1 pseudogene is annotated in these 436 nt (G+C 52.1%); it reads left to right on the top strand.

Going from position 1 to position 436, the window contains the following annotated elements:
• Positions 1-24: 24 nt before the first annotated feature.
• A pseudogene (locus WCE05_RS26085) lies at positions 25-436 on the top strand (UDP-N-acetylglucosamine 1-carboxyvinyltransferase); the annotation flags it as partial.

Genomic DNA, 436 nt, shown 5'->3' on the forward strand with positions numbered 1-436 from the left:
CTCCACTTAAAAGGATTTGAAGCGATGGGTGCGAAAACGGTCATCGGCAACGGTTTCGTTGAAGCTTCAGTTGACGGTCGCTTGAAAGGTGCGAAGATTTACTTGGACTTCCCATCTGTCGGCGCGACAGAGAACATCATGATGGCTGCTGTCCTCGCAGAAGGTACGACGATTATCGAGAACGTTGCTAAAGAGCCTGAAATCGTTGACCTCGCCAACTTCTTGTACGGTATGGGCGCACACGTGCGCGGTGCCGGCACAGAAACGATTCGCATTGAAGGCGTTGAGAAGCTTCATGGTGCTGAGCATTCAATCATTCCTGACCGCATCGAAGCGGGTACGTTCCTCGTTGCAGGAGCAATCACAGGCAGTGACATCGAAGTCATCGGCGCTGAGCGTGAACATCTTCGTCCGCTCATCTCGAAGATGGAAGAAA

Origin of the sequence: Pseudomonas sp. I2 (assembly GCF_040984075.1) — a bacterium.
GTDB classification, from domain to species: domain Bacteria; phylum Pseudomonadota; class Gammaproteobacteria; order Pseudomonadales; family Pseudomonadaceae; genus Aquipseudomonas; species Aquipseudomonas guariconensis_B.